The organism is Dehalogenimonas formicexedens (genome assembly GCF_001953175.1).
GTDB classification, from domain to species: domain Bacteria; phylum Chloroflexota; class Dehalococcoidia; order Dehalococcoidales; family Dehalococcoidaceae; genus Dehalogenimonas; species Dehalogenimonas formicexedens.
In genome coordinates this window covers 325,420-350,532 of sequence record NZ_CP018258.1, presented here as the reverse complement: position 1 = coordinate 350,532, position 25,113 = coordinate 325,420, and the positions used below count along the sequence as shown (strand labels likewise).

The 25,113-nt window shown below is 45.7% G+C and carries 21 protein-coding genes and 1 tRNA gene; 13 read left to right on the top strand and 9 right to left on the bottom strand.

The annotated features are described in order from the left end of the window. Positions 1-62: 62 nt before the first annotated feature. Positions 63-296, bottom strand: coding sequence for a hypothetical protein (locus Dform_RS11160; protein WP_145925503.1), 234 nt, complete (start codon positions 294-296; stop codon positions 63-65). Positions 297-302: 6 nt separating this feature from the next. Further along, positions 303-971, bottom strand: a complete 669-nt coding sequence (locus tag Dform_RS11155) for a hypothetical protein (RefSeq protein ID WP_225973739.1) — start codon at positions 969-971, stop codon at positions 303-305. Between the two features lie 453 nt (positions 972-1,424). Between Dform_RS11155 and Dform_RS01885 the strand changes: the two genes are divergently transcribed. Then, positions 1,425-1,500: transfer RNA gene (locus Dform_RS01885), tRNA-Val, on the top strand. A 186-nt stretch (positions 1,501-1,686) separates the two neighbouring features. On the opposite strand, the gene Dform_RS01880 is transcribed toward Dform_RS01885, so the two are convergent. Beyond that, entirely contained in the window at positions 1,687-2,775 is a 1,089-nt protein-coding gene (locus Dform_RS01880) for a zinc ribbon domain-containing protein (protein ID WP_076003522.1), read from the bottom strand. A 16-nt stretch (positions 2,776-2,791) separates the two neighbouring features. Beyond that, positions 2,792-3,172 (bottom strand): TM2 domain-containing protein, encoded by a 381-nt coding sequence (locus Dform_RS01875; RefSeq protein WP_076003521.1) that lies wholly within the window; start codon positions 3,170-3,172, stop codon positions 2,792-2,794. Between the two features lie 635 nt (positions 3,173-3,807). Between Dform_RS01875 and Dform_RS01870 the strand changes: the two genes are divergently transcribed. From Dform_RS01870 to Dform_RS01860, 3 genes are all read left to right on the top strand, one after another. Continuing rightward, positions 3,808-4,605 (top strand): SPL family radical SAM protein, encoded by a 798-nt coding sequence (locus tag Dform_RS01870; protein ID WP_076003520.1) that lies wholly within the window; start codon positions 3,808-3,810, stop codon positions 4,603-4,605. A gap of 106 nt (positions 4,606-4,711) precedes the next feature. Continuing rightward, positions 4,712-6,004 (top strand): hypothetical protein, encoded by a 1,293-nt coding sequence (locus tag Dform_RS01865; protein ID WP_145925501.1) that lies wholly within the window; start codon positions 4,712-4,714, stop codon positions 6,002-6,004. Between the two features lie 7 nt (positions 6,005-6,011). After that, positions 6,012-6,443, top strand: a complete 432-nt coding sequence (locus Dform_RS01860) for a hypothetical protein (RefSeq protein WP_145925500.1) — start codon at positions 6,012-6,014, stop codon at positions 6,441-6,443. Between the two features lie 194 nt (positions 6,444-6,637). On the opposite strand, the gene Dform_RS01855 is transcribed toward Dform_RS01860, so the two are convergent. Then, positions 6,638-7,105, bottom strand: a complete 468-nt coding sequence (locus tag Dform_RS01855; protein WP_083635308.1) for a hypothetical protein — start codon at positions 7,103-7,105, stop codon at positions 6,638-6,640. An 86-nt stretch (positions 7,106-7,191) separates the two neighbouring features. Continuing rightward, positions 7,192-8,661, bottom strand: coding sequence for a hypothetical protein (locus tag Dform_RS01850; protein WP_225973712.1), 1,470 nt, complete (start codon positions 8,659-8,661; stop codon positions 7,192-7,194). A 141-nt stretch (positions 8,662-8,802) separates the two neighbouring features. On the opposite strand from Dform_RS01850, the gene Dform_RS01845 reads away from it, so the two are divergent. From Dform_RS01845 to Dform_RS01835, 3 genes are read left to right on the top strand one after another with little or no spacing between them, the layout of a single operon-like run. Beyond that, positions 8,803-9,249, top strand: coding sequence for a winged helix-turn-helix domain-containing protein (locus Dform_RS01845; RefSeq protein ID WP_076003517.1), 447 nt, complete (start codon positions 8,803-8,805; stop codon positions 9,247-9,249). Positions 9,250-9,260: 11 nt separating this feature from the next. Further along, on the top strand, positions 9,261-10,232 hold the full coding sequence (locus Dform_RS01840) for a DNA-methyltransferase (protein ID WP_076003516.1): 972 nt from the start codon (positions 9,261-9,263) through the stop codon (positions 10,230-10,232). Further along, positions 10,219-13,005 (top strand): hypothetical protein, encoded by a 2,787-nt coding sequence (locus Dform_RS01835; RefSeq protein ID WP_076003515.1) that lies wholly within the window; start codon positions 10,219-10,221, stop codon positions 13,003-13,005. The genes Dform_RS01840 and Dform_RS01835 overlap by 14 nt, the downstream gene beginning before the upstream one ends. Positions 13,006-13,031: 26 nt before the next feature. On the opposite strand, the gene Dform_RS01830 is transcribed toward Dform_RS01835, so the two are convergent. After that, the gene (locus Dform_RS01830) at positions 13,032-14,012 is read right to left on the bottom strand and encodes a tyrosine-type recombinase/integrase (protein WP_076003514.1); all 981 of its coding nucleotides are present in this window, start codon (positions 14,010-14,012) and stop codon (positions 13,032-13,034) included. Between the two features lie 595 nt (positions 14,013-14,607). Between Dform_RS01830 and Dform_RS01820 the strand changes: the two genes are divergently transcribed. Then, positions 14,608-15,984, top strand: coding sequence for a twin-arginine translocation signal domain-containing protein (locus Dform_RS01820; protein ID WP_076003513.1), 1,377 nt, complete (start codon positions 14,608-14,610; stop codon positions 15,982-15,984). A 231-nt stretch (positions 15,985-16,215) separates the two neighbouring features. Here Dform_RS01820 and Dform_RS01815 read toward each other — a convergent pair whose 3' ends face one another. Both Dform_RS01815 and Dform_RS01810 read right to left on the bottom strand, forming a co-directional pair. Continuing rightward, positions 16,216-16,503 (bottom strand): hypothetical protein, encoded by a 288-nt coding sequence (locus Dform_RS01815; protein WP_076003512.1) that lies wholly within the window; start codon positions 16,501-16,503, stop codon positions 16,216-16,218. A 9-nt stretch (positions 16,504-16,512) separates the two neighbouring features. Further along, positions 16,513-17,961 (bottom strand): reductive dehalogenase, encoded by a 1,449-nt coding sequence (locus tag Dform_RS01810; RefSeq protein ID WP_076003511.1) that lies wholly within the window; start codon positions 17,959-17,961, stop codon positions 16,513-16,515. Positions 17,962-18,335: 374 nt separating this feature from the next. Here Dform_RS01810 and Dform_RS01805 point away from each other — a divergent pair, with 374 nt between their 5' ends. The 5 genes from Dform_RS01805 to Dform_RS01785 all read left to right on the top strand — a co-directional run bounded on the left by Dform_RS01805 (position 18,336) and on the right by Dform_RS01785 (position 25,094). Beyond that, positions 18,336-20,537 (top strand): PAS domain S-box protein, encoded by a 2,202-nt coding sequence (locus Dform_RS01805; protein ID WP_076003510.1) that lies wholly within the window; start codon positions 18,336-18,338, stop codon positions 20,535-20,537. Between the two features lie 4 nt (positions 20,538-20,541). Continuing rightward, a complete protein-coding gene (locus tag Dform_RS01800) occupies positions 20,542-21,207 on the top strand; it encodes a response regulator transcription factor (RefSeq protein ID WP_076003509.1) in 666 nt (221 codons plus the stop codon). Positions 21,208-21,476: 269 nt separating this feature from the next. Next, on the top strand, positions 21,477-21,782 hold the full coding sequence (locus Dform_RS01795) for a DUF2769 domain-containing protein (RefSeq protein ID WP_076003508.1): 306 nt from the start codon (positions 21,477-21,479) through the stop codon (positions 21,780-21,782). Between the two features lie 109 nt (positions 21,783-21,891). Then, the gene (locus Dform_RS01790) at positions 21,892-22,605 is read left to right on the top strand and encodes a ferredoxin--NADP reductase (RefSeq protein ID WP_076003507.1); all 714 of its coding nucleotides are present in this window, start codon (positions 21,892-21,894) and stop codon (positions 22,603-22,605) included. An 86-nt stretch (positions 22,606-22,691) separates the two neighbouring features. Continuing rightward, positions 22,692-25,094 carry a glycoside hydrolase family 15 protein gene (locus tag Dform_RS01785; RefSeq protein WP_076005027.1) on the top strand — a complete coding sequence of 801 codons (2,403 nt, stop codon included), beginning with the start codon at positions 22,692-22,694 and terminating at the stop codon, positions 25,092-25,094. The last annotated feature ends 19 nt before the right edge of the window (positions 25,095-25,113 follow it).

Below are 25,113 nucleotides of genomic sequence, written 5' to 3'. Positions count from 1 at the left end.
CTCTGATCGAAAAGATAAAAACCAGCCAAAGTATGGACTCTTTGCTGGCATCGTACCAGAGGTTAACGCAGCTTACGCCAACTGCGGTGTCTGCGATGGTAAATGATCATATCTATGCAATGCGATCCCAGCCCGATCCCAATCGCCATACCCACCAAACGTCCAATCGTAAGCAGGAATGATCGATCATCTACAAACCAAATTTCCCATAAATTAAAACCGGCCACAAAGAAGCCGGCAAGAACACCAAGACTCAGCCAACCCGGTGTATCAAATTTTGGAATTTTGACGCTCATACGCGCTCAAACTTGAGGTGATCCGGACGGTCTTTTCGCTCCTCGAAGCCGGTGTCCAGTCCCCACCTCCAGGATCAAATCGGACACACGGGCGTACGGCCGGACATATTTATCGATGTTAGGTTTAAGGCTTTCAGACCAAAATTTTGACATCTCGCTGGGGCTGAAACCCGCTTTACCCCCACTTTGGCGGTAAATCACGGCCTCTCTCCGAAAGCGCGCGTTCCGGGCGCCGGGAGTGGACATTTCCAGATAGACCAGAAAATCGAAAAAAGGCTTTACTGACCCAAAAGCCATCTCGGCAAGTTTGCCGATCATCCAGCCTTCCAGAATGCAGATTTTGGGATGGTATTCGATTGTTTCGGGTGCCCCGCGGTCGTCAATCTTTGGATCGAACCTCGGAATCATGAATGGTGTCATCCCGGCCTTAATGTTATTCATCGTCTCCAGGAACAATGCGATATCGTGCGATTCGGGGCTGCCTCGCCAGGCATAGCCGCGCCTGACCCGTTCCGATTTCGTCAGGTAGAAATCGTCGGACGATAGAACCACCGAGTCCAAGCCAAAACCAGCACTAAGTACGGAGGCCCAGAAAGAGGCTATCGTAGATTTGCCAGAACCCGGAGGACCAAGAATACCTAAGAAAAACGGCTGCGTGCCTGTATGTCGAGCCACATACTGGATGATAGGCAGGTGGACATTTCTTTGGTCCCGCAAGCCCGGAATCCGGCTACCCTGTGAAGAGGCTGGAAAATTTTCCGCAACGAGACGCTCCAGGCATTCCCGGGTTTCTACCAGGGACTGAATATCAGGATAAGCTTCCCCAAACAGAAGGGGATAAATTTCTAGCGTGTCAGTCACGAATGTTTCCTGTAAATGTGCGTGGCCCCTGAGGTTTTATTATCAGCCCACCAGGCATTGAGACGATCACTTTCATCGCCCCCGATCACATCCAAATACAGTTTTACGTTACAACAAAAAGTAAACGTAAATCAATGTTCAGCGCACGGTAAGTTCAAACCGGACGATCAAGGTAGTAGAGGCCGATGAAATCAGCATATTTGCTTATGGACGATCTGTTATCTGTTGTAAAAGCCTTGCTTTTTAGGCTAGAATAGCTTTGCGCTCGGGCGGCTAGTTCAGTGGTTAGAACGCCTGCTTCACACGCAGGAAGTCACAGGTTCGAATCCTGTGCTGCCCACCAAACGTATTTTCGAGGTCATCCTCCTTTCATTTCGCCTATAGTTAGGCGGTCTTCGATGGCAAGCCTAACGCCTGCCAACATCGAATGTCAACGCCCTGCCTCCCTAACGGAGACGAGATTTGTTTCGGGTTTTTGAAACGGAAAGAAGGTCTGTGACGCCTAAAAGCTCCCCTTCTTGAGTGGCAGTTATTGGGCAGCTCGGTTTACAACCGCAGCAAATGTATTGCCATTTTCTAAAGTGAATAATGGAGCTGATTGCCTGTTTGAAGCGTGGACTCGGATACCATCTTCGAATATCTCTAACGAAATTAGTTTAGAATACGGAACTTCTATCGTTTTTCTATCGCCGAGAAAAACAATCCTTTGAGAAGTAGCAACGATGCTTCCACTGTCATCCTCTTGCATTTTTGTCCCAACTACCACTCTTCGCCCTCTTACGCCGCCAGTGCTAAAACGTACACCTTTCATAACTCTGAAACTAACACCAGAATACCCACCTTGATATTCCGTGATATTGACCTGTTTCAACAAGGAAGCCCGTTGCGCCATGTGTGCAATTTCATTTTTCTTCAGAACAATGTTTGACGCGTTAATTATGGGTAATCTACCGTCATTGATGCGCGCGATAAACAATTTGACAAAAATATCTTTGTAATTCCATTCAAGCATTGGGAAATTAATGGTCAATAACTCTGCTATCGCTTTTAATTTTGTTTCTTCTTCAACGGAGAGAATGTTATCAACTAAAATTTCATCAACGATTTCTCTGAAGGTTTCATCTTTCATGTTATCAAAAGATTTGGCAGCAGGAGCTTTTGAGAACACTTCACCGAGACGGCGCATTGCCTCGGCCTTTTCGATTTCACTTCTCCAGAATTTCATGATTATTGCGTGTGCTTCAACACTTAATTGTGCTTCTAATTGTCTGGCAGCGATTTTCGCTAATTCGATTTTCTTTTCTTCAATCTCTTTACAAGGTTTACAAAACCTCGCGCCTTTTAGATTATCGGTAAAGCTCAATTTTTTCCCACATGCTTCGCATAGGTGAGAGTGTTTCTGAGTTTTTATACGGAGTTGAGCTTCTTCGGACTTATGCCCAATTGCCAAGTCCCTCGAAGATAAGTTATCTACTTTATTATCGGGCTGAACAAAAATTGGTTTAAGTTGGGTTTCGGACGTGGTTGGGTTGAGCTCATTAGGGCTCACTTTGACACCACAAGTGGAGCAAAATACGTCACCTTCTTGGAGAATCGCACCACAATCAGAACAATACATTTCTCAGATTTATCCACTAGTCCTTAAGTAAGAGCCCTTTAGCATCTTTCTTAAAGGTGCCCGTTAATATCAATATTCCCTCGATAAAGCCCCAAATACCGCCGATACCCAAGGTAACTACTGTAACCGCTATCTGGGCGATACCGAAACCCGTGTACCCCAAATAAAATCGATGAATACCAAGCCCTCCCAAAAATATCCCAAGTAAGCCAGCAGCGATTTTCGATTTCGGTGAGAACTGGGTTGTTGGCGGATTTCTATTGACCTCAATGTTTTGTGCCAATTGAGTAGGAGGTTGAGATTGCTCAGTAATTGGGTTAGCCACCATCGTTCCACATTTTTTACAAAACTTAGCTGTCTCAGATATTTCGGTTCCACACCTTGCACAAAAAGGCATCTTCAAGTCACCTTTCTTGCGATAGTTACGAAAATAACTTTGTCTAATGTACACCCTACAATTCATCATATCAATAGTTCGGGAATATTATTTCAAAAATGGCGGTTTCTAATGTAACCGTAAATCTCAAACAAGAATCTTTCGCTGGTTGAAACTTGAAAAACATACCCCCGCCCTCTCAATAAAAATTAGGGCGTCATTTTGTAAAAAGGCTGGTTGTGTTCGCCTCACGCGGCAAGCCAATTTTCAAAGAGCCCAAATGTCGTTTTGAAACGCCACATCAAGACCACTAAAGTCCCGCAAATTTTACTTTTCGGCTATTTAGCTATTTACTATTAATGATTATTATTTCGCGTAATATCTTATATATTTGGTTATTTAGCCGAAAATCAGATACAATTTACGTATTTTAGCCGAATAATTATCTTGACTTTTACATGTATTTATGCTATAATATATAGGTAAATTGATAAGAAGCGTGCGAATAGTTTTCTTGTCAATGTTTCATACAAGGAGAATCCAAACAGTATGTAACGGTTAGGGTGAAATCTTTCTTTCATCGTAAATAAACTCTACGTTACCGATTCGGTGATGTGGGTTTTTTGTTGTCAAAAATAAATGAGGAGTGATACAAAATGTCGAAGTTAAAAATAATCGGTGAAAGTAAAACAAGTTTTGGGCATTACATAAACACCTACAACGGCTGCGCCCACTCGTGTGTCTATTGTTACGCCAAAGGGATAGCGCATAGAGATTCTGTTCAGTGGCGACAAGCGACACCCAGGGTTTCTTTCATTGAAAACCTAAAGAAGGATATTGAGTTATTGAAGCAGAATCCATCTCTAAGGGAGGGTATCAATGATATTTGGGTGTCTTCGTTTACTGACTGCTACCAACCGTTAGAAAAAGAGAACCACGCAACTCGTCAAACCTTAGAGCTTTTAATAGCTAATGAGCTTCCTTTTACAGTGCTAACCAAAAACGCGCTGGTATTGGAAGACCTCAATTTGCTTAAGGGATATCCGAAATGCAGGGTTGGATTAACACTCACCACCCTTGACGAGACCTACAGACAGTATCTCGAACCTTACACATCGACAACCGATGAAAAGATTGTTGCTCTTGAGACGTTGAAGGCAAATGGTGTTTCAACGTATTGCTCTGTTGAACCAATAACCAGCAAGCTGAGTGACCCAGTAGCTATCGTCAAGCGTTTAGCTGAGGTGATGGATTTATTTGAGTTTGGTGTCTGGAACGAGAAATATCATATCCCGGGTCTAAATTACGACGAACCCTATCTGATGGGAGAATTGGATAAAGTGATGACCTATTGTCGGAATAGCAAAATCAAACACTGTACCGCAGGTCACAGTGAGGACAAATTGTTGGACTACGACTTGCCTTTTATCCCTTCGTCTATGTTTATCCCATGACATGAAACATCGTAACCTCAATAATTCAGCATAAGGAACAGATATGGAATACGATTACCCTTTCATAAACCAGTATTCAACAGTCCCCAGGAAGATTTCTTCGAAGGTGAAACAACTCTACCCGAATGAAAGCAAGTCGATACAGCATTGCATCAAATTGATTGTGGTGAATCTGAACGTCAATGTGGAGGTAGCGTATTCAAAGAGCGACGCTTTTTATACTAGGGAAAAGACTAGAGACTATACCAAAACTCATATGCTCCGAGCGATAGAGGTTCTTGTGAATGATGGTTACATAAAAATATCCAAGCGCGGAAGCAAGAACATTGCTTTTAAAAAAGGTATCTCGTCTAGGATTCGGCGCAAGTTAAAACTTCACAAAGATTTTCCAAAGAGCAAAACGTATCAAATATACTTGCGGAAACTGCCATTGCTAAGGGTGGATGACGTCTCAATACATACAGCCCAACAAGCGCAAATCATGGAAGTAACCATAAATACTAAACCTAAAACCAATACAACCACTAACATAGTAGCAACTAAACTGACAATCAATAAAACCAACAATACAGCAACACATTCAGTTAACAATACAGTACATACCATACCCTTACGGCGGTATTTCAACGGGAGTTTTTGTCTGAATTACGATTACTTCCATAAAATGAAATTGGACTTCGGCCGGTTGAATCTAAATCGAACTTATCTGAGAGGAGTTGGGTTGACCAGGGTATTTGTTGACGGTGACGGATGCGGACGCTGGTATCAACTTCATGGCAGGTCATATCAGCAACTTTCCAAAGCTGAGCGGATTCAAATTCTTCTGAACGGTGACGAGGTTGCTGAACTTGATTATTCTGCTATGCATCCCCACATCCTTTGTGCTTGGGAAAAACAGACGACTCCCCAAAATTTCTATGAGAGCGTGGTAAATGCACTAATCGTTACCTTCCCTTCAATTACCCGCGACGTGGTAAAGAAAGTCGTGCTGATGTCCATTAACGCGAAGAGTAAAGCGCAACTTAATCGTGCCATAGCTAAGGACTCGTTTGAAGAACGAAAAGCTAACAAGACCCGCATTAAGGAAGGGCGAGCGACAAAAAGCATACTGGTTGATGATATAAAGACATGCGGAGCAAGTTCTGAAGACATCGTAAAAGCATTTCAAACTTCATATCCATTTTTGTCAAAATATGTTTACAGCCAGTCGGCGAATAAACTTATGTTAGTGGAATCGGAAATCATGACATTGGTATTGGAAGAACTGAAGAAACTGGAAATACCCGCTCTTCCGATTCATGATTCAGTTCTATTTCCGAAACAACATGCGACTCAGGTAAAACAAGTTATGTTGGATTGTTATAAGAAGAAAACAGGGTTTGATATTGAGGTCAAGTGAGTACGAAATGGGCGATAACGTTGATTACATTGTTTCATTTCTTGAGGGAATAGCTGAGCGTGTAAAGAGAATCATGAAAGGGGAGGACCTCCCCAATGATTACGATACCGAGGAAACGCTTAGGGATTTATTTAGGGATATGGTATGGCTTACAAAATTCAAATGCTTCGCTGAAACGGCTAGCGAGTCCGATGTCGAAAATCTCATTATAGGTGGTTTGGCAACTGAGTTCCCATGTTTTGAAGAATCAGCCTTTAACATTAAGCTTTGTGACAGATGCGATTTGCGGTTTGCATGCCATACTAGCTCTTGTCACGGTGCTGACAATCCTCAAGGCAAGAGGCAGTGGATTCTGGATGTTATTAGAGCAGGCGTAAAAAGAACAGTTAAAGACGTTGATGATGACTGGGATAAATTGATGAAAAATGCTGGTTTATAGCTGTTTATTAATAAATACTGGCGGAAAATGTCAAACTTATTGCCGTTTTTAACCATTTATCCGTGGTATTTTTTGAGGCAAAAGGACATATTTGAAGCTAAGAACTGTAATGTCAGGCATTCGCGCTGTTCTATTTCTACGTACCCTAACTGTTGTCAAACCTCGACTTTTTAAGGATAAGCCTTAATCAGTTGTCATCTACCGTTGGTTGAATGCAAAACCGACTCAAAAAGGGGACGAAGAGTGTTGTAGGCACAACTGACGAGTTCTTTGTCCCTTTCGTCTCTTTCGACGTCTTTCCGCCCGTGAAACAGATTACATCTAATTTGGTAAATTGCGTCTATATATGTCGTAAAATTCCCGTCAAAGGTGACAATTTTGTTATCATTCCTCATATCGATGATTGGAGATTTCTGAATGGATATGAGATAACGGTTAAAGTCTGCGTTTTCTTTTAATCTTTGGAAACCCGCCTCTAATTGAGCATAAGTTTTAGTCTTTGTGATTAGAGTAGCATCTGTTGAATTTTCGCCAAACAGTCCTTTCATCCATCCATTGAATGCAATCCAAAGGTTGATGAAACGGTCTCCATCATCGAGAGTATTTCGGTCACAACGTTCAATCCAAAGAGAAACGAAATATTGATAATCAATCCAGGGCACGTACTTCCTCTAATAACAAGTACTCTTGTATGGGTAATTCACCATTAACCAGATACTTTCTCGTAAGGCGGGGTGCAATCCCTATGTCACCTGACTTTTGACGCTGATAATTTATTCCTCGCATCTATTAAAATAACTTTGGGGTCTTTTAGCATACCAAGCTCTTTCAAGACATGCTGGACTTTTGCTAATTCCAGATTGGTAAAATAGACAATTACCTTGAAACCTACTTGTGCATCGCTGGCTTTCTTATACAATTCAAGTTGATTCTGAAGATTTTGCTTCAGGTGGGAATTATTAGCGAGCTTGAACTCGATTACAGTTTTATCCAAGCCCATTGATACCTTGTAGTCCGCTGGCCCTCTTCCATCATTTACTTCTCTGCTGACATCAAATGTTGTACCGTACCAGACAAGACGGAACATGATGTGGATATCTTCCTCTTTACGGAGTGGTTTACCATCTTTATAAAGTAACTTCCAACATCCTTTGTTTTCTATTGCATCTTTAAGGTAAGTTATTCTTTGCAGAGTTTCCTGTTCAGAAGAAACGGCGGTTTGATAAAATAAAGTATTTTGGAAAAGGTAATTTCTTAACTCAGAGAATTGCTTAATATATAATGTCTCTGACTCAGAGACGTAGACTGCGCTTCGTCTTGTCGCTAATTCACCTTTTTCTTCTTTTATTCGAATATAGAGGTCAATCAATTCGGGGTGGTTTTTAATAAAATCCTCAACCGCAACGTCTTTTTCTTTTTCTGTAGGACGTTTCGACAAAACCTTTTTGAGATATTCATTTAGCTCCGCTCTCAACTGGTGATTGGGACGAGCATTGATAATTTCGTAGAAAGAATCATAAAAATCATCTCTGTTAATCCAATTTTCTTGCTTGGTGAGTATGTCTTTGGGTGTTAAGAGAACGTAATCATGATTGTAAATTGGAAGAAAATAAGTTTTAGATATCCAAACACCTAGTTCGTAGTTAAATTTGACCCTTGGCACATTAACTTTAGCCAGATATTTAGATTCAATATTTTTCAGACAATAGTTTTGTGTGTATTCACAAAGATATTCTTTTATTAGATTTGTCGTAAAGTCACTTATCATGTCCTTTCCGACACCCGGGCTGATAAGACTCAATTTTTCCAGATGGGTTCCTTGTGTGATGGTTTCCTTACCAAAAGAAGTAAAGAGACTAATCAAATGCCGATTTAGGGCGAGAGCAAACTTTTGTCCAAGCCCCCGACCACTGTTTCCGATTTCACTAAAACCTAAATATGTTTGCTTAACTTCAGAAAAGAAAAAGAGGGATTGGAGACGACCTAAAGAAATGGTTCCCCTGTGAGACAAATCTCTTAGATAAGATAAGTAATTAACTATTGACTTGTGTAAAGCCTGATATTCAGCTTTGTTGCTTTGGAACAAAAGGAAAGGGTCAATAAATAAAGGGAGGTCAGCTATCAAAGAAATATTAAACGCACCATAATCCTTGAAGGATTTTTCAGATGCGTGATAAATATCTGTAAAATAAATTGGAACGTCGTTTTCTCTTTTCATGATGAAAAGATAACCCCATCTCTTGGAGAAGTCAAGAGTATTTCAATCGAGTCAACATTATCCAGAAAATGCGGTATTCCTCTTGCCTTTGTGGTGTTATTACTGTATGATACGTTGTATGCATACACGTGGGAATATTACATGACCGACCAATCAAATGTTTCTAAAGCCCTACTGGTAAAAAAAGAGGAACTTATTTGTGACATTAAGCAAATCGACCAGATGATAACCACGTTAGAGACTGAACATGCCAAAAAGTTAGTCGCCTTAAAGAAGCAAAAGAAACCTTTGGAAGAAGCTCTTATGCACTTAAACGCGTTGTTAAGTTTGGGGAAAATATCGTCCACTCCTATACTATCAATTACAGATTTGGCTTTCGCATATTTGGAGAAAGTCGGGAAGCCATCGCATTACAAAGAAATATCAAGACATGTCCAAAACAGCGGGATTCAAATAGTTGGGAAAAACCCCGACGCGATAATTCTCACCCGAATTACGAGAGATAATAGGTTCAAACGTGCTCATGAACGAGGCACCTACGCACTCGCAAATTGGAACATTCGAAAAAAGCGTAAAACAACAACGTAGTGAGATGAGAATTGACATCTAGACTTTTTCCCCAGATTGAAATAGTCAAACCATTTTATTCAACCGATTTTGGAGAGGCTTGGTATGGCGATGCAAAGAGCTTACTGAAGTTACTTCCCGATAACAGTGTTGATTTAGTTATCACATCTCCGCCTTACGCCCTGCTCCACAAGAAATCGTACGGAAATGAAGATGGCGAAACTTATGTCCGATGGTTTCGACCTTTTGCTAAAGAAATATTTCGCATCCTGAAAAATGAGGGGAGTTTCATTCTTAACATTGGTGGCTTTTGGAACGAGGGTGTTCCGACAAAATCGCTGTACCAATACAAGTTGCTACTCGATTTGTGTGAACCCGTTACAAAAAGCCAAAAGAGAGCGAGATTCAATCTAGCCCAAGAATTTTTCTGGTTCAACCCCGCCAAAATGCCTAATCCAGTCCAATGGGTCAATGTAGAAAGAGTAAGAGTAAAAGAAGCAGTTGAGCATATTTGGTGGTTCTCAAAGACGGATAGACCCAAAGCAAACACAAAAAACATTTTGACTCCTTACTCTGAGAGCATGAAGAAATTAATCAAGCGAGGAACCTATAATTTCGGGAGCAGACCATCGGGATGGAATGTCGGTAAAACATGGAACATAGACAACGGAGGAGCCATTCCCCCAAATTTCTTGCCTGTTGAGCTAGCTGACCAACCTACGAATGCGATAATAGAATCAAATACTTCGTCTAACGACGAATTCAGGCGTAAATGTCGAGAAGCAGGAGAGTCTTTACATCCTGCTTGTTTCCCACCTTACATTCCAGCATTTTTCATTAAACTGCTAACTGATGAGAATGATTTGGTGGTAGACCCATTTTCTGGAAGTAATACCACTGGCAGAATTGCCGAAGACTTAAAACGTAAATGGATTTCTGTAGAATCCTGTGAACAGTACATGAGAGCATCGAAGTTAAGGTGGTTTGACAATGAAGACACCTGATAAATCGTCGTCCCAACTACCTCTTTCTGATTTTGCCTTATCGCAATCAACGATTCCTGTCACGGATGATTTTATACTCGATGCGCTTTTACACGTTAAAGATTCTCGTGAAATTGAAGCCTTGTTGAATGACCGATTCGGAAGCAAAGTATTTTCATCCGAAACCTATTGGCGCCCAGTGGGAGACCAATTAAGTAATGCAGGTGCGATTGAAGCGTCGCCTGAAGAAATCAATCCTCTCATCGAACGTATAGTGAACGGGATTGAAGCAGTAATCGAACTCAAGATTGAAGAAAAACATCGTGGGAATTTAGGTTGGGAAATACCAGAAAGCCCATCGAAGGCGATAGAAGATTTATTCGGGGTGCCAGAAGGCGCTTCGGATAAAATCGACCAGGAAACCGCCCGTAAGAAATTTGGTAATTACGTTAAACTCATTTTACGGGGGAACAAAGAGACCCCAACGGTTATAGTGAAAGACGAAGGCATTGGTATACATCCTTCTGATTTTCATAAATCTATTCTCTCATTAGGCCAAAGTTGTAAGGGACAAAAGAAATATTTAATCGGGATGTACGGTCAAGGTGGTTCTTCCGCCTTTGAAAAAAGTGGCTATTCTGTAATTCTCTCTAGAAAACACCCTTCCCTCCTCAGAAAAGATGAACCAGACCTTGCTGGTTGGACCGTCGTTCGTAAGAGATTGTCAATTCGAACACATATTTATGAATACCTCGTCAATCCAATTACAAAGCGGGTATTCACAATCGGTGGCGCAATCTGTGACGATAAAGGCTTTGCAAATGGTACATACGTTGCTCATGCAAACTATAAAAATCTAGGGTCTTTCGCTACTCAAAGAATGACAAATTATGCTTGGTACACTTTAAACTATCGCTTGTTTAATCCCTTGATTCCTTGGACTTTGGTAGATGAACGCGATAGCTCTCCCGAACTTCGCACAATGAGGGGAGTCTTGTACAGAATTAACCAACTCCCGAAATCAGAACATTCAGTATTACTTCCCCAACAGAGAAAAGGTGAAAATACCTCAGTTAGACACCATATCAAATATATTTATCCTGACCCATCATACGGCTCAATTCTTGTTGAGTGGTGGGTGCTTCAATCTGAAGAACTGACGAACGGAAGGCGAGAACATTCGACTAAAGTTGACCCGTACCGTGACCCAAGCAAACGATTTGCCCAGAGGAGAGTTGCTGTAACCCGAGCGGGTCAGGTGCATGCTGCTTTAACCCCCAATATTTTCATCAGGGAGGGTTTACGTTTTGTCGCAAGCTCCATCATTGTTAACGTCAACACAGACCAATTAAGTTATGAAGCTGGTGCTAGCTTTTTCGCCTCAAATCGAGCTGACCTTAAAAGGGAGAGCGAGGAGATAATTGAAAAAGCACTTGGTTCGGCAATATATCAATATCGGTCTGAGTTAATGGAAATTCAAAGAGAACGGGAAAGGGAAATCATCAGGGGAAGGGGAGCTAAGGACGAAGAGGTATTGAAAACGAAGCTTGACCCTATGATTAAGGCTTTTCTGAGTACAGTATCGACAGGCAGTGGTAACGTTACGCGTCGCAAATATGACAACACACCGAAATTTAAGGGTAAAGCGGTACCAACAACTTTGGAGTTTGCCCGTAATACCCCTCTTGAAATAATCCCAGGCATTCCGACCCATCTCGATTTGATTACAGATGCCTCTGACTCTGTAATGAGAAGCAGGAAAACAACGCTAAAGTTCTCTCAAAGCATATCTCCAGAGATTGTTGACACGACCATTATCGGTGGGGAGGATGGTAGATGGCGGGTGAGGATTGTTCCGTATGCCGATATTACGGCGGGTACTAAATGTGCCCTTTCAGCTACCTTGGAGCAGAGTTCTTGGCGACTCGAAACAAAAAAAGCCTGTCAGTTGGTAGTTATACCACCTCCCGAAGAATACAAGGGTGTTTCTCCTCCAACGTTTTTACGGTTCAAAACTAGGGCGAACAACGAAGTCCACATACAGCAGGGAGGCGGGAGAATTACACTTGAAAGTGATGCAGAAGACAATCTTTTCGACTACGCAAAGTTTTCTATCTCGAAGTCAGAGACATTGAGATTACTTGGCTACAGTCATCCCTCGAAAGGTCAAATTAGGCTCACAATCGAAACTGACCCAGATATCCCGATTGGAGCAGCGGGGAATATTACCGCAAAATTGGAATTCAATGATGGTTCGTTTTTGTATGCTGAAGCCAACGTGATAATTACGAAAAAACAACAAATCGAAGCGGGTGGTGTTCAATACGTACCGAACTACAAAATTCATTACGTCAGACAAGTCACGTCGAGTGAAGACGACGACAAATGGGACGATATGCAAGAAATTCTTGGGATTGACACCCCTTGGAATGCTGACGATGTTGGTGGAATAACCGTCACGCATGATGACGGACGTTCACAACTCCATATTTATCTCAACGTTGACAATAGAGAAACGTTAAACGTTGAGAATAGATTAGCAAGAGCTAATTCCGAAAGCGACATAGAAAATTCTCGGCAAAACCATCGAACACTTTTGGTTTATCATCTTTATCTTTTGGGTATCAGCGACGAAAATGGTAACTTTGTTGCCGACTTGGAAAAAGGGGCTGGGAACCAAGGTCAAATGGATTATAAAGCATATCGAAACGAGATGATTCGTCTAAATAGAACCGCATTGTACGCATCAAAAGAGTATTTGGATTCCTTTAAGGAAGGCCAAAATGCAGCTTGACAGCTAAAAACCAATCTTCCCCCCGATTAAACATATAAGTTATCCAACGGGCTAAACTTTTTATGAGCTTCAACAGCATCGTTAGAATTGAGACTCTGCAAATACCTCTGAGTCATTTGTAAAGTTGTATGACCAAGTAGATATTGGAGGTTGAACACGTCACCACCCGCCCGAAGAAAACTTATGGCGAATGTATGGCGCAGTTTGTGAGGGTGGACTTCGATTTTTGTTTTGTTTTCCAATCTTCTAAACATTAGCTTAGCTGCATTCGCGTCTAGTGAGTGTCCTGTCTTATTAAGAAATAAGTTTGAATCACTCCCCTTACGGTAAAGCGTTAAATATTTCCAAAGAGCTTTCTGAGCTCTAGACCCTACTCTAACAATCCTTTGCTTGCCACCCTTGCCACGACGGATAAATAAGGTTCCGTTTGTCTGGTCAAAGTCTTCTACTTTGAGTGAAGTCAATTCCGAAATACGCAAGCCGCTGTCTAGTAGCACACAAAGAATAGCCTTGTCCCTAACGTCATACATCGTTTTACCCAAACAAGCATCAAACAGTGTGTTTATCTCCGTAACTGAGAGTGCCTGAATGACTTTCTTTTCCTGTTTGGGTGGATTGATATGGTCAAACGGATTTTTATTGATTAGCTCTTCTCTTTTTAACCAGCTAAAGAAGGTCTTCAGCGACCGATAGTAGACGTGAACCGTCGTCGAGTTTGCTGGTCGAGTTGCCATCGAGTTAGTACTTCCCCAACGGACTTTTTCGCTTGCCAGATACCAAAGGAACTCTCGAACGTGAAGAGCGTTAATTAGGTGTACTTCGGTGGGCATCTCCTTGTGGGACAAGAACCACTGGAAGTTGTCCAAGACCATTCGGTAAATAGATACAGTTTTCGGGGATTTGTTCTCACATCGGCAGTTTAAGAGGTAGCCTTGAATCAGGGTTTCGAGGGAGTTTGCCGAGACAAGAGTACTGATAGTTAGGCGGTCTACAGGGCTGTTTTCCATTTTGTCTTGACATCGAATTACGTTTAGCTCACGTTTATTCGGCTAGTTCAGTGGTTAGAACGCCTGCTTCACACGCAGGAAGTCAGAGGTTCGAATCCTCTGCTGCCCACCATCAAACCCTGACTTTCTTGAATGTTTGCTATTCCGGTGTGCTCTTTCTCTTATAGATGCACAACAAAGGTTTTAAAGAGGACTTACCACGTAGGTCCTTATTCTCCACCCAGCACTAGGTAGCTTTGTGACTGGACAAACTAAATCCTGAACTGGGGCCAACCGACCCGGATTTCTCAGAGTGGTCGTTCAAAGCATACTTTACAGCTATCCATCAGGTTACCCGTAATTAGGCGACTCATCCTTTTAAAGCGCACGTCACCCAAATCCGAACGATCCAGATTCCATAACGACCCAACTGGCAAGTACTAACAGCAACCTGCCCCAACTCCCGCCATAAATTCAAGGATAAATCCCTAGATATCCTAAATGCGTAGAAAACTAGTACTTTAGGACGATGTTATTTTTTATTACAATGGTATAGTTGTTTTTATACTAAAATACTGGGTGGTAATTTTTAGTAATAGCTAAAGGAGGATGGTAAATGTCCCAGTTTCATTCCACCGTAAGCAGGCGTAATTTCATGAAGGGTCTTGGACTAGCGGGCGCGGGAATCGGGGCAGCGGCATTGACAGCACCCGTTTTCCATGACATGGATGAGCTGATCTCCTCGCCAAAAGCCAATTTTAAGCACGCTTGGTACGTCAAAAATCGTGAGGCTTACAAGCCAACAGTAGAAGTGGATTGGGATGTCCTGAAGCCCTGGAACAGGAAAGCGAATCTCGGCTTTACTACAATCCAAGATACCGATACGCTGCCCGGGTTTCTGGACAATGATAAACGTCTTAAGGACCTGAAAGCCCAATGGAAAGCCGAGCAAAGGGAACGCTGGGATATCAAGTTCGATGCTCTTAGCGCTGCCAGCAATTATTGGGTCACTTCAGCTGCCGCGGGGACGCCGGCTGCCACCGGTTTTACCACTGTCGCTGCCGACAAAAAGTGGAAGGGAACTCCCGAGGAGGCGGCGCGTGTGATAAGGGCTGCATATAGTTATCTCGGAATGCCGGAGGTTCATTTCCTTTCCGCTACCGACCAAAGGATACTCAATCTGGGTACCACAGGCACATTGACTGACAACCAGGTCAAAGGTAAGGTAAAGTCGGTTACCGTGGCGATGATGCGCAAAGACTTCACCATTGCCCGTTTCAGCACCGGTGACCCATACGGATACAGCGCTCAAGGTTTGTTGAATCGGAGGCAGGCGGAGTTTCTCACCGCCCTTGGCTACAACTGCATCAGCGGTGTCAGTGGCCCGAACTCTGCTTTCGGCGCGCTTGGTGGCGGTAGTGAATTAAGCCGCCTTGATCATTCGGTTAGTCCTAGATTCGGCGCCGGCATCAAGGTGTGGACTCTTTTCTCGACCGATCTGCAGTTGCCGGAAGAAACACCCATCGACTCCGGAATTTTCAGGTTCTGCGCCCACTGTAAAACATGTTCCGACATGTGCCGTCTAAACGGTAACTTCTGCTTGTCTGAAGAAACTGAACCGACCTGGGAATCCCATAATACCCTGCCTGCGGCGACCCAGGCTCTCGGCTATAAAACCTGGGATTACAAACGACCAGGGCTTAAGAAGTACTATGCCGATTATGCCTATTGCGATATCGGCGCCTGCCTTCAGCATTGCTGGGGACAATGCGTGTTCAACGAGCTGGATAATGCCAGCATCCATGCCCTGATAAAGCCCATAGCGGCCACAACAGGACTCTTCAATTCGTCAATCATGGCGATTGAGAGTTACATGCCATTTGGTGTCAGGGAATTTGACGACCAGCCCAAAATGATCGCCGATTGGTGGAATCGTGACCTGACCACCTGGCGTTACGACGAACAAACAAGCGCCGGTAGCAGCCAGATCTAATAAACACTCAAGAAAGCAAAAAGAGGCGGTGACTCTGGTGAGAGCCACCGCCTCTTTTTGTATTTTATCTCATAGGTATTCTGCTTTAATGATAATAGGGAAGAGACATTTCTCGGGACAAGATTACTTCTGAGCACTTGTTAGCAAAATGAGTATCTGCCCCATTATACGAGCGAGGGCGAGATCGAACGTCTCACCCTCGCTTTGGACCGATTTTTACCTGAGGTCAATTCAATTATTACCGGAAGCCGGCCTTCGCCTAAAAATCAGGCTTATGGCAACCGCAATAAGAAGTAACCCTGGGATACCTATCATCACAAATGCCATCAACCCTGCTTTTGGATAGTTTTCAGCGAGCGATCCGAAATAATTCCAAATCGCAAAACCAGTTAAAAGGAATCCGAGAATTCCAAGAACCAGTTCGTACCAGGTAATGTTTCTCCCATTACTGCGAACCCATGAATTAAACGCGAATAGCGCAAAACCAACAACCAAACCGATTATAAATACGCCCAACATGTTTTCCTCCTAAAATACCTTCCCAGTAAATTTGGGACTGACACCATACACTGGAAGATCCATATCCCACCAAGTTTCAGGATCTTTGAAACCATAGTTGAAGTTGCGTTCCATGCTCGCAAAGAAACCGTTGAACAAGGGCGTGTTGGCGACGGTAGAGATCACGATATCATGAATCGGTGCGTCTTTGGTCGAGTTGAAAGGACAAACGCCCTGGCAAGCGCCGCAGAATGCGCAGGTGCGATAATCGACCCACCACCCGGTGTAAGCCTGGTCCGATCGTGCCGCTGCCTGTTCCGCTCCTAACTGGTCGACAGGCGGAGTGGAAGTGGGGCCGCCCATCGATAAGGAGCCATAGGGGCATGTTTCTGCACAAATCTTACACGTTGAGCAGAATTTATACGCACCGAAATCAATCGGCGGCGTTGGCGCCAGCGGAAGGTTGGTCGGCATTCGGGATAAGGCTCGAACATGGGCTCCCCACTCGGGAGAAATGAGAACGTTAGCCATGCGCTGCTGTTCGCCGATACCCGACATCAAGCCCCAGGGATTGGAAGGTCCGACCGCGGAAAAACTGGTTCCGGATAAGCCGTAATAACCCAGCCCCCGCAAAAACTCTTTCAGCATTACCTCTATCTGAGGCCAATGTCGATATGCGTTGGTCGTTGCCGTTGCCCCGAGAGCTGAAGGTTGTCGCGGCGTTAATTCGGTACTCTGGATATTTGTGTAAGAGATAACCCATTGAGCTGCGTCCGGGATATAGCGTTCAGTGGCCGTTTCTTTGGGTTCGCTCCCTCCAAAAATCCACTTCTTCTTATCGGTCTCTTCCTCAAATACAAATTTCTTCGTGTTGGCGGTCAATCCAGTGACCCCAAGATCTTGAGCGCCAAAAAATCGTGCTGCCGCCCGAAGCATTCGAATGTTTTCTTCCGGCGTACCCTGCCATTTAGCAATTTTTAAGGTCTCGGGAGTAGCCGCAGCCTGCAATCCAAGGTACCAGGTTTTATTGGCTTTTCCCGGAAAGTCGTAAAAAGAAATGGTGCCAACGGCATTTGCGAGTGCCAAATCCCTAACCGTACCGGGCTTGAGACCACTGAATCCGATTTCCTGCCCTTTCCCCCAATCAGGATATTTTTCTTTTATCCAGTCAGTCGCAATTTTCAGACCGTTGTCTCTAACATTGGCAGCTTTAGGATCCGTACTGCTCTGATATCTGAAAGGGGATATGCGCCAGGCAGGGGCACGTTGCTGATTCGCCCAATCTATCGGCAATACCGGGTTTTCAAACTCTCTTTCCTTGATATACCAGGGGCGGTGCCATCCAGAGCTTGAAGAAGACACCAGTTCGTCCAGATCGTGGAACACCGGAGATGTCAGAGCGGCGGACCCAGTGGCCACCAGCCCAAGCCCCTTCATGAATGTTCGTCGGGTTACAGTTGAATGGAAACCTGTAGTCATAATTCCTCCCTCACCTAAATTCGAAACGACGCAACTTTTGCCGGTAGACCTCAGAGTAAGATTCTACGTAAGTCACACCTCTCTTTCCTAAGATAAATCCGGCTCCAATTTGGTTCGCCCTAAAGTAATCGAGTCATTCGAAAACAACCCAACTGCCCAGATACAAAAATCTTATTATAGTCGTATTAATTCTCTAAATTAGTTTATTTCTAATATTTAGTATCGGCATCGTCCAAATGGACTAGGACTGCTAGGCATTTCGGATATTAATAAAATATCCGCGTGGATGTGACAAAGAAGACTTTCACCTTGTTCAATACTCAGGCCCAACAAAGGTTGTATAATGAAACTTAAACCATCAAAGGACGGTCGAAGTGGGAGAATCCGAGCTAGACGGTGAAGTCCGATATCAAAAAGCGGATAACGGCCGGAAGAACTGGAAAAATACTCCAAGGCCTACATCGCCAGGTGCCCTGAGAGTTACCAACCGGTTCTTAGAGATCGCGAACGCCTATTCAACCATCCATCCGCTGTTGAACGCTTTTGTCCAGGAAATCAAAGAGTTGACCAAGTGCAGCGGCATCGGCATCCGGCTCCTTGATTGTGACGGCAACATCCCGTATGAGGCTTACTCAGGTTTTCCGGATGAGTTTTACAATCAGGAGAATCAGTTATCGATTAAAAAAGATTCTTGCCTGTGCGTCGATATCATGCGCGAGGTCAAAAAGCCCAGGCTGCAATCTTTTTATACGGAAAAGGGTTCTTTTTATATCGGGGGGATTACAAGTTTTAAAAGTCAGCATGAGCAAGATGCTGAAATAAAGAGCCCTTCCGGTGGCAGGGGAGCCTGCCCGGCCTTCGGGTATGAAACGCTGTGCCTGATACCGATCAAACTGCGGGAAAAGATAATCGGGTTGATCCACCTGGCCGATCACCGCAAAGACGCTATTTCTCCTAGCCGGCTCGCCATGTTGGAACAGGCCGCGATGCAACTGGGCGGCGCGATCGTCAGGGTCCAAAACGATAATGAGCTTCAGTTATACCGGCACAACCTCGAAATCATGGTCCGGGATCGAACCGCCGAACTGAGGCATGTCAACGAGATGCTTGAAAGAAAGTTCGAAGAAAGTGAACGCCTTTCTTCCTCCTTAAGATTGAGCCGCCAGCGGTATGACCTGTTGTTCCAGGCATCCAATTTCGCCATTTTCGTCCATCACCCGACCCAGGATGGTCGTCCAGGCTGTTTTTTCGAGGTAAATGACACCGCGTGCCAGTTACTCGGCTATTCAAGAGAAGAATTGCTATCCCTTACTCCAAATGACATCGTTGATCTTGGCAAAGTCAAAATCACTCCGTCGGAAGCCATCAGTTTACTAAAGGTCAAAAAGGAATTATTGGTTGAATCGATCTTGAAAAAGAAAGATGGTTCGAATGTTCCGGTGGAAGTAAACATACATCAATCATCACTGGAAGGTTCACCGATTGTTCTAAGCACCGTCAGGGATATCAGTGTCAGAAAACGTTTGGAATCTGAGGTAAAATCAAGTCAGGAAGCCCTCGACCTGATGCTGGCGCAGATGCCCTGCATTCTGTGGACGATGGATAAAGATCTCAGGTACACTTCAGCCCAAGGTCTGGGGCTCAAACTTTCTGGGCGGGAACCAAGAGATCTGGTTGGTAAAACCATTTTCGAGTATTCGCCGAGGTTTAACGAAAACTCCCCCCTCATAATCGCTTACCGAAAATCATTGACCGGTATTCCTCAGATGGTGGAACAGCAGTCCACTCTCAATGAACGAGTCTTCCTCATCTACATGCAACCGATGTATGGTTCGTTGAACTCAATATGTGGAATTGTCGGAGTCAGCGTCGACATCACCGAACGCAAACGAACTGAACTCGACCTCCTGGATAAGGAGGAACGCTTGAGCGAACTCGCGAAGGCTTATGTACACGCGCAAGAAGAGCAGCGCCAGTGGCTTTCGCTGGAAATCCACGACCGCGTTATCCAGCCGATGTCCGCAGTCTACCAACAACTTCAAGCACTCACTCCCCAGATCAATTCAGTTCCGGGAATCGCGGATGGGCTCAATCGTGCTGTCGAAATTAGCGAGGACGTGATCAACGAAACCAGAGCAGTCATGAAAGAATTATATCCCGCCACCCTCAGCCGCTACGGCTTAATCAAAATCCTGAGGGAAGAATTGAACAAGCTACAGGATCAGACTGGAATTCGGACAGATTTCAAATACCCTGAAGGATTCGAATGTCCCGAATCACTTGATACGACCTTATATCGGATTTTTCATGAAGCCATATTGAATATCACCAACCACTCCGGAGCGACGCGTGTTTCGGTAACGCTTGTCCAACAGGACCATCAGATCAGGCTTTCGGTTACCGATGACGGAATCGGCTTCGACGCCGGATCCATAGACAAAACTATCGGCGGATTGGTGTGCATGAGAAGACGGACCGAAATTATGGGCGGCAAATTCGACGTCAACAGTAAGTCGGGAGGCGGGACCAGTATCTGCTCAACCTTGCCCATCCCAAAGGTGGCCGATCAGGAATAACTAGATGAACCAGTACAGTGAACACGGACCGGAAAAGGAAATGATCCATTTGTTCCTGGTAGATGATTCCGAGTTTGTCCGTGAGGGTATCCGCGCCGTTGTCTCGGGCGCCGGTGATATGATCATAATTGGCGAATCTGAAAATGGAAGCACGGCGAAAAGAGCCATTATCCAATCCAACCCTGATGTGATTCTCCTTGATATCAAACTCCCTGATACCGATGGATTTAGCCTGGCTAAGGATTTGCGAGCCGCGAACATCAACACACCCGTGATTATTCTCACCGGGTACGACAGTGAGTTATATGTCTCCGAAGCAATAGAACTGGGGGTTAACGGTTTCCTGAACAAGAACTGTCCGCGGAATCTGTTGCTAAATAGCATTCGGGTCGTCAATGATGGCGGCAGTGTTTTCAAGAGCGATTCGACGGGGGTTGGAATTCTACCCCGGAGTGTCTCCCCGAAAGAAATGCCGAAACAGGGTTTCAATGAACGGGATAAAAAGATCCTCAGTGGGATCGCCGAGGGATTAACCAATAAAGAAATCGCGAGAGTGCTCGGGATCGCAGAGGTAACGGTTAAAAAAGGCTCAATATTACTCATGAGAAGGCTCGGCGCAGCCAACCGGACCCAGGCGGCCTTGAAAGCCAGAGCGCTCGGTTTGCTTTGACCTCTTCTATTTTCCCAATTTGTCGTACGATCCACCACGCAATGACGATAAATATTCTGCGAAACCATCGCCAACGAAATAGCTGATCGAACCGCGCCCATGGTTACGGTGACTGGCGCGATACCTATAGCGGTTCATCCCCTCTTTGCTACTCCGGAAAATAAACCCCACGCCTCCCAAAATTGGCCGCCGCCCGGATTTGGCGCTGGAGTCGCGATATATTATCCTGATAATGTCACCAAATTTTTGAAAGAGGTTCCACAAGAGAAATGGCAGTTAAACCGATCCCGTTCAACACAGAGACTGTAATGAAATGCCAGTGCACCAAGTGCCCGGTTCAAGCCGACAGCGCTTGTGTCAAGGGCAAGATGTCCGGCATGAAAGCCGCGATGATGAAAAACCCCCTGCAAAAAGAAGACGTTCCCGGCATGTATTGCTCCACCGGACGGGCGACTTGTGGCGATACCGATTTTTCCAAGATGTGCATCTGTATGACCTGTCCCATTTGGGAGGAGTACAAATTAGCGGAAGGGAAACCCATGGGTTATTTTTGCCGCGACGGGGCATCGATGTAGCCTCCTCGGTTCATCCCCGGGACGCCATGAGGCTGAACCTTCTCCCGCGATAAGGAGGCAGGTTAATATTCTCCACGAGGAAAATGATGACATCTGAGAGGAGTCTCCTTTGTGGCAATTTGATAGTGAATTTACGGACATTATCCAGCGTACTCCCAGCGTAAAATCCTTTCATCTCCCGATACATATCCAGAATGCTCCCTATAAGCCGGGGCAGTTTTTCTTCCTGACGATCAAAATCAACGGCCAGGAAGCGGTTCATCATTTCACAATTTCAAGTTCGCCGACGGACCAGGGCTACATCGAGTTCACCAAACGCATCACCCCGCATGAATTTTCACAGGCGCTGGATAACATGTCCCCGGGAGACTGGGCGCATCTTCAGGGTCCGGCGGGTGAGTTCGTTTTGCCCTCGGAAGGCAGCAAGATAGCCTTTTTGACCGGCGGAATAGGCATTACCCCGGTGCGAAGCATGTTGCGATATATCTCACACCAAAAACTCAATTATGACGTCGTCCTGCTTTATGGCAACGGCAGCGCCGAAGAGATTGTCTTCCGGGACGAACTCGAAGAAATCGTTAGATCCAATCATTCAATCCGGGTTGTTCACGTACTTTCTGGTCCGAATATTCCGCCTGATTGGACGGGCAAAACGGGTTTTATCAACAAAGACCTGGTTATGGAACTGGTGCCTGATTATATGGACCGCCTGTTTTATATGTCAGGCCCCCCCAAAATGGTGATGATCCTCGTGGAACAAATCAGCGCCTTAAAGGTCCCGCAGGAGCATATCTTCCGGGATTCCTTCACCGGTTATGATTAGATCAGGATAGAAAAGCGTCGACCCTGATGGGGCGAAACGCCAAAAATCACCATCGGGCTATCCAGGCCAATTTTGGAGACACTGCAGTGACAAGATTCCGCGGCGAAAGGACAGCCTTCGGCAAACCGGGGCTGGAGCCCCATTGGACTGCCGGGGATAAGGACGGTATCGGCACCACGTCTTCACTTTCCAGCCGCATCTGGTTCACCATCTGGAGCGGAATACTTACCGAGGTGTACTACCCCACCATCGACCGCCCGCAAATGAAGGATTTTCAATTCCTGATAACGGACGGCAAATCATTCTTTCACGAGGAAAAACGGGATACCTATTCGGAGATCAAACGCCTGTCGCCGCACGTCCTGGGATATAAGGTAACCAATTCCGACCATGAGGGCCGGTACTCAATCGTGAAAGAAATTATCGCCGATCCAAGGCTGCCGTGCGTAATCCAGCATGTCGAGCTGGTGGGGTACGACCGGTTCCTTGCGAACTTGAAAATCTACGTTTTATGCACGCCGCACATGGAAAGGGGAGGATGGGGCAATAACGCCCGGGTGGTTGAGGTTGCCGGACGGCAGATCCTTGCCTGCGAAAAGGAAGGCACCTGGATGACAGTTGCCGCCAGCATCCCCTTTCGCCGCCTATCCTGCGGTTATGTCGGCACCAGCGATGGCTGGACCGACCTGGCAGATAATTTCCGGATGGATTGGGAGTTCGATAAGGCGTTGAACGGGCACGTCGCCCTGACCGGAGAGTTGGCGCTGGACGAAGCCAGGGAATTTAGTATCGGACTTTCTTTCGGCGATACCTTGCACAGTTCGGTGACGACGCTTTTCCAAACTCTGGGGGTTCCCTTCAAGAAGCACCTCAAGCAATTCAACTTACAATGGAACAGTTTCTGCCGTTCCATCAAGCCGCTGGAGAAAGCATCCCAGGATCAGGGCGATTTATACCACGCCAGCTACAGCCTACTCACCGCCCATGAGGACAAGATTTATCCGGGAGCATTTATCGCCTCTCTCTCTATCCCCTGGGGCGAAGTCAGGGGAGATTCCGAAAGAGGCGGGTATCACCTGGTATGGACCCGGGATATGGTCAACACCGCCATGGGGTTGCTGGCAGCGGGTAACGCGGATGCTCCTCGCCGGGCGCTTATTTACCTCGCAGCAAGCCAGCAGCCGGACGGGGGCTTTCCTCAGAACTTCTGGATTAACGGCGATCCTTACTGGCAGGGCATTCAACTCGATGAAGTGGCATTCCCCATTTTACTCGCCTGGAAGCTGCAGAAGAGTGGTTTGATCCGGGATTTCGACGTGTACGAAATGGTCTGGCGCGCCGCCGGCTATCTCGTAAAGCACGGCCCCGCCACCCAGCAGGAACGTTGGGAAGAAGCCAGCGGTTATTCGCCTTCCACGCTGGCTTCCAATATCGCCGCGCTGGTCTGCGCCGCGTCCTTCATGGAAGACAAAGGCGACACCGCTTCCGCGGATTTCCTCCGGGAATATGCGGACTTCCTGGAGTGTCACATCGAGGCCTGGACGGTTACCAACCAGGGGAGTATCCTCCCGAACATCAAACGGCACTATATTAGAATCAACCCGGTAAGCGTCACCGACAGCACACCGGACGAAAATCCGGACATCAAGACCCTGGGGATCCATAACCGCCCCGCGGGCGAGCGATGGCAATTTCCGGCCAAAGACGTCGTCGACGCCGGTTTCCTGGAACTTGTCCGCTATGGCATAAGAAAAGCCGACGACCAACTGATTCAAGATTCGATAGCCGTTATCGATTCTAGCCTGAAGATTGAGACGCCTTTCGGCCCCTGCTGGCATCGATACAACCATGATGGTTACGGTCAGGGAAATAACGGCGAACCCTTCCAGGGCTCCGGGAAAGGGCGGGCGTGGCCGCTCTTGACCGCGGAACGGGCTCACTATGAACTGGCCGCCGGCCACGATGTCAAACCTTTCATCCGGGCGATGGAGGGTTTTGCCTCCTACACCGGGCTGCTGCCGGAACAGGTATGGGATGAGGCAGACTTACCGGAAAAGCACTTGTTCCTGGGACGGCCGACCGGTTCGGCGATGCCGCTGATGTGGGCGCACGCGGAATACATCAAGCTCCTCCGCTCCGTCACCGATGGGGCTGTTTTCGATATCATTCCGGATGTAGCCGCGCGGTATTTGTCGGAAAAACGCCGGCACGGTTTCCTGGAAATCTGGAAACCCAACCGGCAGCCCGGGTCGGTTATTGCGGGGTGGACACTCAGAGTGCAATCGCCGGAACCCTTTAAACTGATCTGGACGGACAATGAATGGCAGGATACAAAAAATTCACCTTCCCTGCAGATCAACCTGGGTATCAGTTACCTTGACATCCCGGTTGCCCTGAATCAGGAGGCGCCCATCGGGTTTACCTTTTTGTGGACGAACAGCGATCGTTGGGAAGGGCGAAATTACGAGGTTACGGTCAAAAAAGCTTAGCGATCAAAAAAGCGAGGAG

What these genes read in the sequence shown, in the direction of transcription:
- Dform_RS11160 (WP_145925503.1), bottom strand. Translation starts at nt 296, where the DNA reads ATGAGCGTCAAAATTCCAAAATTTGATACACCGGGTTGGCTGAGTCTT.
- Dform_RS01880 (WP_076003522.1), bottom strand. Translation starts at nt 2,775, where the DNA reads ATGTATTGTTCTGATTGTGGTGCGATTCTCCAAGAAGGTGACGTATTT.
- Dform_RS01875 (WP_076003521.1), bottom strand. Translation starts at nt 3,172, where the DNA reads ATGCCTTTTTGTGCAAGGTGTGGAACCGAAATATCTGAGACAGCTAAG.
- Dform_RS01870 (WP_076003520.1), top strand. Translation starts at nt 3,808, where the DNA reads ATGTCGAAGTTAAAAATAATCGGTGAAAGTAAAACAAGTTTTGGGCAT.
- Dform_RS01860 (WP_145925500.1), top strand. Translation starts at nt 6,012, where the DNA reads ATGGGCGATAACGTTGATTACATTGTTTCATTTCTTGAGGGAATAGCT.
- Dform_RS01850 (WP_225973712.1), bottom strand. Translation starts at nt 8,661, where the DNA reads ATGAAAAGAGAAAACGACGTTCCAATTTATTTTACAGATATTTATCAC.
- Dform_RS01845 (WP_076003517.1), top strand. Translation starts at nt 8,803, where the DNA reads ATGACCGACCAATCAAATGTTTCTAAAGCCCTACTGGTAAAAAAAGAG.
- Dform_RS01835 (WP_076003515.1), top strand. Translation starts at nt 10,219, where the DNA reads ATGAAGACACCTGATAAATCGTCGTCCCAACTACCTCTTTCTGATTTT.
- Dform_RS01830 (WP_076003514.1), bottom strand. Translation starts at nt 14,012, where the DNA reads ATGGAAAACAGCCCTGTAGACCGCCTAACTATCAGTACTCTTGTCTCG.
- Dform_RS01820 (WP_076003513.1), top strand. Translation starts at nt 14,608, where the DNA reads ATGTCCCAGTTTCATTCCACCGTAAGCAGGCGTAATTTCATGAAGGGT.
- Dform_RS01815 (WP_076003512.1), bottom strand. Translation starts at nt 16,503, where the DNA reads ATGTTGGGCGTATTTATAATCGGTTTGGTTGTTGGTTTTGCGCTATTC.
- Dform_RS01810 (WP_076003511.1), bottom strand. Translation starts at nt 17,961, where the DNA reads ATGACTACAGGTTTCCATTCAACTGTAACCCGACGAACATTCATGAAG.
- Dform_RS01800 (WP_076003509.1), top strand. Translation starts at nt 20,542, where the DNA reads ATGAACCAGTACAGTGAACACGGACCGGAAAAGGAAATGATCCATTTG.
- Dform_RS01795 (WP_076003508.1), top strand. Translation starts at nt 21,477, where the DNA reads ATGGCAGTTAAACCGATCCCGTTCAACACAGAGACTGTAATGAAATGC.